The following is a 4,917-nucleotide window of genomic DNA, read 5'->3' as shown; positions in this document are numbered from 1 at the left end:
CTCTGCGTTCCAGCGTCTCAACGCGAGAAGGTTTTTTTGTTGTGTATTGCAGCAAAGTTGAGACCGAGCATGAGAGTCATGGGGGTGAGGGGGGACTCCAGGAAACCGTGGCGAAGGTAGAAGGCTTTAGCTTGATTGGAAATAGCATGGACAAGAAGGGCTCTGATGCCGATCTGGGTGGAAATGTTCAGTGTTCTGAGCACCGCATCCCTGAGCAGTCCGGTCCCGACTCCCTTGTTCTGCCATCGGCGATCCACGGCAAGTCTTCCCAGGATCATGACTGGGATGTGGTCCGGCATATTCCGGCGGATGTTGCCCGGGGCATCCATCCTGAGGACGCTTCCGGCTGCAAGTGCATAGTATCCGGCAATTTGATCCTTATTGCAGACAACAAAGGTTCGTGATGCCCCCGTAGTTTCATTGCGCAGTGCTCTCTTTTGCAACCAATCGTCGAGTATGGGGACACCGGAATCGAATTCCGAACAGCAATATGTCGGTTGAATGGGCCCAGGACGGCTTAGGACCGTCATGATTCCCATGGAGCCTTGGTATTGAGAAGTTCTGTCAAAGAATTGCCAGGGGGTGTGTCCAACGCTTTTTCGAAGCGCTCGAATTCGTTTTCAGTAACATAAAAAAGACGCTGGTCCAGGAGAACGTTTTCCGCTTCCCTGCACGCCGCCTCGAGCATGAATTCCGAACGACTCTTGTTGACCGCCTTGGCAGCTCTGTCGATGAGGGCTCTTTGCGTCGCCAATGCCCTGATGTTGATGGGGGTTTGGCGATTTTGTGTCTGTGGCATGATACTACCTCTTTGTGTGTAGCGAAAATATATACAATTCTGGGCGGCCGTCAACCGTCTTCTTTTTTTTCGCGCAGAGGCGCAGAGGCGCGGAGAAAGGCATTTTTGGGGAACGCGTTGCGTTCTGAGGGACGTCGGGAGGGGGCAAGGATTAGTACCTTACTCGTGAATTTTGTCAGGGGAGCTGTTTTTTGATTTCTTCCGGGTTCATTCGGAGGTCGGCAATTGCTGAAACGATAATCACCTGATTCTCAATCGAATAGAACACGGCGTAAGGAAATTTGCGTATCAGACATCGTCTGAGATGGGAGTTGATCGGAGCCCAGGCCAATGGAAAATCGTTGATTTTTGATAGTGTCATCTCATAATCGTCAAGCAGGTCTTGGCCAAGTCCGGAGCTTTGGGATTCGTAATATTCAACGGCGTTGATCAGATCCTGTGCCGCTGCCGACAAGATGCGTATGCGAGTTATTGTTTTTATTTCCTCAAGGCTTGGATGATATCACCGTTGTCCAGAGCATCCATCTTGCCATCGTGGAATTGAGACAAGCGTTGGTCAGCAATGTCACTCCAAATCGTGAGTGATGTGGGATCGGCAATCAATGTCTGCGCAAGCCGATCGACCAGAACCGCTCTTTCCTGAAGGGGAAGCTTCATGGCTTCTTTTTCAATAACGGCCGAATCCATAAGGTTTTTCTCCAATCTGTGTCTATCTGTTAGGGTGGATGTAGGGGATACCAATATCATTGATTTGCGTCCAGAAATACTGATCCTGATGTAATGATGAGATTTTTTTCTCGCGCAGAGGCGCGGAGAAAGGCATTTTCTTACGGAAAATATTTATAGATGTCTTTTCTGTGTAAAACTCGATAGCAGACGATTTTGTTATTGGTTATTTTGATGCCGATTCTATAATCACCGATGCGGAGTCTGTAGAATGAAGAGAATCCCTGTATTTTTTTGATCGCGTGAAGCTCGTTTATTGTATTGACTTGAGGAATGGTAGTGAAGACCAAGTCCTCAATGACGTTTCGAGGTTGAGCAGGAATTTTGTGCAAGTCTTTGATAAATCGTTTTTTGAACGAAATTTCCATGCTCACCGTCCGCAAAGTTCTTGTGCTGTTTGCAGATCGATTTCGTCATCGTCCTCGGCTTCCTGCATTGCCTTGCCCAGACCGTAATCCAGCATGATTTTTTCTATTTTTTGAAAAGTGGCATAATCAAGGATCACGCTTTTGATCTCCCCTTTATTGGTGGTGATATAGTCAGCCGGATAAGGGAAGGTACTGTCCGTATGGTTGGCTTTCTGGGGCACGATAACCTCCTTAATGGTTTTGGGGATGAAATTTGTTTTTTTGCGCAGAGGTGTGGAGAAAGGCATTTGTAAACTTTTTAAAACCTATACTATTCAAAGGCGTTGATCAGATCCCGCGTCGCTGCCGACAAGATGCGTAGTGGAATCGGCAATCAATGTCTGCGCGAGCCGATCGATCAGAACCGTTCTCTCTTGAAGAGGACGTTTTATGGCTTCTTTTTAACATCCGAAACCATATGGTCGTCCCCCAAGTGACGTGTATTGTTTAGGGTGTTCGTAGTGGGTAACAAGACCATTGATGTTCGTCCAGAATTACTGATGCGGATGGGAGGATGGGGGTATTTTCGCGCAGAGGCGCAGAGACGCGGAGAAAGGCATTTTTGGGGAACGCTTTGCGTTCTGGGGGGCATGGGGATGGGGCAATGGTTGGCTCGTGTACACAGGCCTTGAGTCTGGGGCCTGGTTGTCCTTGCCTTTCATTCTTTTCTCTGCGTCCCAGCGTCTCAGCGCGATACTGTCTTTTTCTTTTTTTCCTCGCGCAGAGGCCCAGAGAAAGGCATTTTCCGGCTTTGAGGATGATCGCTTACATAGCAACTACTCGGGACGTGAACGATCGTACAGGGTTTCTGGAGCTATATCCAGGCCACCTGGCCAGCAAACTGTATCCAGCGCTACGTAAGCTTGTTTGAAGCGCATTTCATCCTGCAGTTGTTGAAAAACACCTTTTTGTAAATATGGAAGTGCATCGAAAATGCGTGTTTCACCTGTGCTGAATTGAACTTTCAGTCTATATCCATCTAAAGGGTAAACTTGGGTCACTTTTTCCATGATTACCTCCTAACGTAAGGGGTCTATAGGGAAGGGCAGCTGTCCGTTTACTGCGAGCTCCCAGTCTGCCATCAATGATTCTCGATTGATTTCGATCCAGGCCTGAACCAATCGTTTCTTGCTGAGCGGTATGTCGCCACTGATTACTTCCCCGTCAATGAGATTGAATGCAGCGTCATGTCCTTGGTATTTGGCATGGATGTGTGGCAGATGATGTCTTTCATCATCATAAAAATACATGCAGATAATGATACCATAAAACATGCTGATTGTTGGCATGAAGATTCCTCCCACGACGTTAGGTTTTTGGGGGCAATGATCAGGGAATGCACATAGGCATGAACATCCTTGTTTTTCAATCTTTTCTCTGCGTCCCAGCGTCTCAGCGCGATACAGTCTTTTTTATTTTTTCTCGCGCAGAGGCGCAGAGGCGCGGAGAAAGGCACTTCGGTGTCTATGGGGGCTGACCCCTCGAACTTTTCGAGATCATTAATTTTTTGTCACGAAAAAGGCCTTTTTACGGCGTTAGAATGAACCATATGATTCTTATATACAATCAACTTATTAAAATATATAAAAATTTAGCCGCTTCATCGTGTTCGCAGGTCCCAGTTGCCTAGCCAAACCATAGCCCGCTGTTTTTACTTCAACTGCATTTTTCCCACAAATCTGCCGAGGCAATTTGTGATTTTCCCTGCGAATCCTTCCTCTCCAACCCAATTACGACAAAAGAAATACCGTCACGATATTTCTGGTTTTACAATTCCTGTGATTGCAACATCCTGACAAAATATTCAATGGTTGCCTTGAGGCCCTGATGCAAGGGGATTGTCGGTTCCCATCCGTAACGCTCTTTTGCGGTTGTGATTTCAGGGCATCGTTGTTTAGGATCATCTTCAGGAAGCGGTTCAAACCGGATTTCAGCGTTACTTTTTGTCAGCTCAATGACCGCATTGGCCAGCTCAAGGATGGTGAACTCTCCGGGATTGCCCATGTTCAAAGGCCCGCAAAAGTCGGACTCATCTTCCATGAAGGCGGTCATCAAATTGATGAGGTCGTCCACATAGCAGAACGATCTTGTTTGGGAGCCATCACCGTAAATCGTGATTGGTTTGTTCTGCAGGGCCTGCATGATGAAGTTGGAAATCACCCGGCCGTCGTTGGGATGCATGCGGGGGCCGTAGGTATTGAAAAGACGTCCTACTCGAATGTTAAGGCCGTGTTGGCGCTGGTAGGAGAAGAACAGTGATTCCGCACATCTTTTGCCTTCGTCATAGCAGGATCTCAGGCCGATGGGATTGACGTGTCCCCAGTAATCTTCCGGCTGGGGGTGTATGGACGGATCGCCGTAAACCTCACTGGTGGAGGCCTGGAAAATTTTTGCTTTGACCCGTTTGGCCAGGCCGAGCATGTTGATGGCCCCGTGGATGCAGGTCTTGGTGGTCTGTACCGGATCGAACTGGTAGTGGATGGGGGAGGCAGGGCAGGCCAGGTTGTAGATTTCGTCTACTTCCAGATAGAGGGGGAAGGTGATGTCGTGGCGGATGATTTCAAAGCGCGGGTTGGGCAGGAGGTGTTCCACGTTGCTGCGCGAGCTGGTGAAGAAGTTGTCCACGCAGAGGACTTCGTAGTTTTTTTCAAGCAGCCGTTCGCAGAGGTGTGAACCTAAAAAACCGGCTCCGCCGGTGACCAGAACCCGTTTGCGAAGATGCATGAAACTATCCTTGGGGTGTGCGGTGATTGCCGTCGAAAAATGCCGCTTCAGTAAAGATATGCTTGCTAGAAGCAACTTGAACGCCAGGATCAAATGACTTTGGAATTCCGGTTTGATAGGCGGTTAAGAGCGGGGGAGAGGTGTGTTGTGACGGCAATATTCAGCTAGCAGCTATCTGCCAAGGATTCAATGACTTTTAAGGGAAGGATTTTTCTCGCGCAGAGGCGCAGAGACGCGGAGAACGGCATTTTTGGGGAACGC

General features: G+C 48.4%; 9 protein-coding genes. All 9 read right to left on the bottom strand.

Features of this window, described 5'->3' with window-relative positions:
* Positions 1–17: 17 nt before the first annotated feature.
* A complete protein-coding gene (locus ACY692_RS14055) occupies positions 18–530 on the bottom strand; it encodes a GNAT family N-acetyltransferase (RefSeq protein WP_462326009.1) in 513 nt (170 codons plus the stop codon).
* Positions 527–799 (bottom strand): type II toxin-antitoxin system TacA family antitoxin, encoded by a 273-nt coding sequence (locus ACY692_RS14050; RefSeq protein ID WP_462326008.1) that lies wholly within the window; start codon positions 797–799, stop codon positions 527–529. Before ACY692_RS14050 ends, ACY692_RS14055 begins: the two co-directional genes overlap by 4 nt.
* Positions 800–974: 175 nt before the next feature.
* The gene (locus ACY692_RS14045; protein WP_462326007.1) at positions 975–1,253 is read right to left on the bottom strand and encodes a type II toxin-antitoxin system RelE/ParE family toxin; all 279 of its coding nucleotides are present in this window, start codon (positions 1,251–1,253) and stop codon (positions 975–977) included.
* A 23-nt stretch (positions 1,254–1,276) separates the two neighbouring features.
* Positions 1,277–1,486 carry an addiction module protein gene (locus ACY692_RS14040; protein WP_462326006.1) on the bottom strand — a complete coding sequence of 70 codons (210 nt, stop codon included), beginning with the start codon at positions 1,484–1,486 and terminating at the stop codon, positions 1,277–1,279.
* A 140-nt stretch (positions 1,487–1,626) separates the two neighbouring features.
* On the bottom strand, positions 1,627–1,893 hold the full coding sequence (locus ACY692_RS14035; protein WP_462326005.1) for a type II toxin-antitoxin system RelE family toxin: 267 nt from the start codon (positions 1,891–1,893) through the stop codon (positions 1,627–1,629).
* A 2-nt stretch (positions 1,894–1,895) separates the two neighbouring features.
* Positions 1,896–2,114, bottom strand: coding sequence for a hypothetical protein (locus tag ACY692_RS14030; protein WP_462326004.1), 219 nt, complete (start codon positions 2,112–2,114; stop codon positions 1,896–1,898).
* 594 nt (positions 2,115–2,708) lie between these two features.
* Positions 2,709–2,942, bottom strand: coding sequence for a DUF2442 domain-containing protein (locus tag ACY692_RS14025; RefSeq protein ID WP_462326003.1), 234 nt, complete (start codon positions 2,940–2,942; stop codon positions 2,709–2,711).
* Positions 2,943–2,951: 9 nt separating this feature from the next.
* Positions 2,952–3,221, bottom strand: a complete 270-nt coding sequence (locus ACY692_RS14020; RefSeq protein ID WP_462326002.1) for a DUF4160 domain-containing protein — start codon at positions 3,219–3,221, stop codon at positions 2,952–2,954.
* A gap of 478 nt (positions 3,222–3,699) precedes the next feature.
* Positions 3,700–4,656 (bottom strand): UDP-glucuronic acid decarboxylase family protein, encoded by a 957-nt coding sequence (locus ACY692_RS14015; protein ID WP_462326001.1) that lies wholly within the window; start codon positions 4,654–4,656, stop codon positions 3,700–3,702.
* Between the last annotated feature and the right edge of the window lie 261 nt (positions 4,657–4,917).

The sequence above is a fragment of the Desulfoplanes sp. genome, assembly GCF_054921335.1.
This window is presented reverse-complemented; position numbering and strand designations above follow the sequence as displayed.

What these genes read in the sequence shown, in the direction of transcription:
- ACY692_RS14035 (WP_462326005.1), bottom strand. Translation starts at nt 1,893, where the DNA reads ATGGAAATTTCGTTCAAAAAACGATTTATCAAAGACTTGCACAAAATT.
- ACY692_RS14015 (WP_462326001.1), bottom strand. Translation starts at nt 4,656, where the DNA reads ATGCATCTTCGCAAACGGGTTCTGGTCACCGGCGGAGCCGGTTTTTTA.
- ACY692_RS14025 (WP_462326003.1), bottom strand. Translation starts at nt 2,942, where the DNA reads ATGGAAAAAGTGACCCAAGTTTACCCTTTAGATGGATATAGACTGAAA.
- ACY692_RS14055 (WP_462326009.1), bottom strand. Translation starts at nt 530, where the DNA reads ATGACGGTCCTAAGCCGTCCTGGGCCCATTCAACCGACATATTGCTGT.
- ACY692_RS14020 (WP_462326002.1), bottom strand. Translation starts at nt 3,221, where the DNA reads ATGCCAACAATCAGCATGTTTTATGGTATCATTATCTGCATGTATTTT.
- ACY692_RS14050 (WP_462326008.1), bottom strand. Translation starts at nt 799, where the DNA reads ATGCCACAGACACAAAATCGCCAAACCCCCATCAACATCAGGGCATTG.
- ACY692_RS14040 (WP_462326006.1), bottom strand. Translation starts at nt 1,486, where the DNA reads ATGGATTCGGCCGTTATTGAAAAAGAAGCCATGAAGCTTCCCCTTCAG.